3 protein-coding genes and 1 riboswitch are annotated in these 1,653 nt (G+C 65.0%); of the genes, 1 reads left to right on the top strand and 2 read right to left on the bottom strand.

Annotated features, from left to right (window positions below):
- The coding region (locus JHD07_RS39350; protein ID WP_291632014.1) for a GTP-binding protein at positions 1 to 347 on the bottom strand (347 nt) is incomplete at its 3' end.
- Positions 344 to 718, bottom strand: a complete 375-nt coding sequence (locus tag JHD07_RS39345; protein ID WP_291632012.1) for a DUF1636 domain-containing protein — start codon at positions 716 to 718, stop codon at positions 344 to 346. The genes JHD07_RS39345 and JHD07_RS39350, both read right to left, overlap by 4 nt.
- A 92-nt stretch (positions 719 to 810) precedes the next feature.
- Positions 811 to 1,034: riboswitch (cobalamin riboswitch) on the bottom strand.
- Positions 1,035 to 1,074: 40 nt separating this feature from the next.
- Here JHD07_RS39345 and JHD07_RS39340 point away from each other — a divergent pair.
- Complete coding sequence (locus tag JHD07_RS39340) at positions 1,075 to 1,482, top strand: cob(I)yrinic acid a,c-diamide adenosyltransferase (RefSeq protein ID WP_291632010.1); 408 nt, start codon at positions 1,075 to 1,077, stop codon at positions 1,480 to 1,482.
- The last annotated feature ends 171 nt before the right edge of the window (positions 1,483 to 1,653 follow it).

Genomic DNA, 1,653 nt, shown 5'->3' with positions numbered 1-1,653 from the left:
AACGCCTTCAGCAGCGGCTTCGGCAGCGCCAGGCCCGAGGTTTCGATCAGGATGTGATCGGGTCGCACCGGGCGCGCCAGCAATTTCTCCATGGTCGGAATGAAATCGTCGGCGACGGTGCAGCAGATGCAGCCATTGGCGAGCTCGACGATGTTCTCCTCCGGGCAGTTGGCGTCCGCGCAGGATTTGAGGATCTCGCCGTCGACGCCTTCGCTGCCGAACTCGTTGACGAGCACCGCGAGCTTCTTGCCACCGGGATTGGCGAGCAGATGCTGGATCAGCGTGGTCTTGCCGGAACCGAGGAAGCCGGTGACGACCGTGACCGGAACTTTTGCGAGCGAGTTCATTCGGCAGCCTCCGGCACGACGGCAATGGGGGGAATGCGGGCAAGCGACTGCTTGCGGAAGATCTCCGGGCGGCTGCGCCAGGGCACGAGGCCATCAGGCGCGGCGGCATAAGCCGCAGCGCCCGCGACCACATCGCGCGCATTCGTCTCCGACAGGCGGCCATAGACATAGGACCAGCGGCCCGGCGCGCTGAGCGCGACCGAGCAGCCTTGGCTGCACGCCGACAGGCACTCGACGGGAACCACGTTGACGCCGTCGGGCACACCGGCCTCGAGGATCGCGCCATGCAGGCGCTTGCCGGGCGTCGTTTCGCCCTCGCCGAGCGTCGCGCCGGCGCGGCAGGTGATGCAGACGTGAAGTGTGACGGTCATTCGCCTCTTCCATAAACAGCGGGAGGCGATGAGGCACACGGACCATTCCGCAGAAGGTCCGTTTCCCCGTCGCGGAACACCCCGTCCGCCGGTTCAAAATCGTCCGCGCTGGCAGGTCTCCCGGCTTGCGGAGCAGGGTTTTCGCCCTTCGATCCCCGCCTTCCCGATTCCCTTTGGGGACTCAGTGGCTTCGGGCATCTCTCCGGTCACGGTCGCGGGGGCGGCTGCATTTTGGAGCCAAATCCTGCCGATTCGGACCCTATCGCATTCCCTCTTCGCCTGTCATAGGACAGGAACCAACGTCAGGCCACCATTTGCCGGTGGCCGCCACTTGTCAAGCCGAAGGACCGGGATCGATGACGCCTGAACCGGACACTCAAACAGCCGACGAAAGTGACGCCCGCCACGCCGCCAAGATGGCGAAGAAGAAGGCCGCCCGCGACAAGATCATGGCGACCAAAAGCGGCGAAAAAGGCCTGATCATCGTCCACACCGGCGCGGGCAAGGGAAAATCCTCCTCCGCCTTCGGCATGATCGTTCGCTGCGTCGCGCATGGCTTCCCTTGCGCGGTCGTGCAGTTCATCAAGGGCGCCTGGGACACCGGCGAGCGGCGCCTCCTCACCGGCCATTTCGGCGATCTCTGCCAGTTCCACGCGATGGGCGAAGGCTTTACCTGGGAGACGCAGGATCGGGCCCGCGACATTGCGGCCGCGCGCGCCGGCTGCGCCACGACGATGCGCGACTGGGAGTCGCGTGCGGGTTGATGTGCGCGGCGGCCGCATCGACCTCGAGCATCGACCAACGTTGTCGAGGCCGTATGACGAGCCGGTATAACGGTCATTGCGGTAATCGACGTTCACAACTTGAACTCCGGCGGCTCTGCGTTGCCTGGCCCGCGCGGCCACCGTTCGGATTATAATTATATAACGCGATGG

The organism is Bradyrhizobium sp., from assembly GCF_016462955.1.
Lineage (GTDB): Bacteria > Pseudomonadota > Alphaproteobacteria > Rhizobiales > Xanthobacteraceae > Bradyrhizobium.
This window is presented reverse-complemented; position numbering and strand designations above follow the sequence as displayed.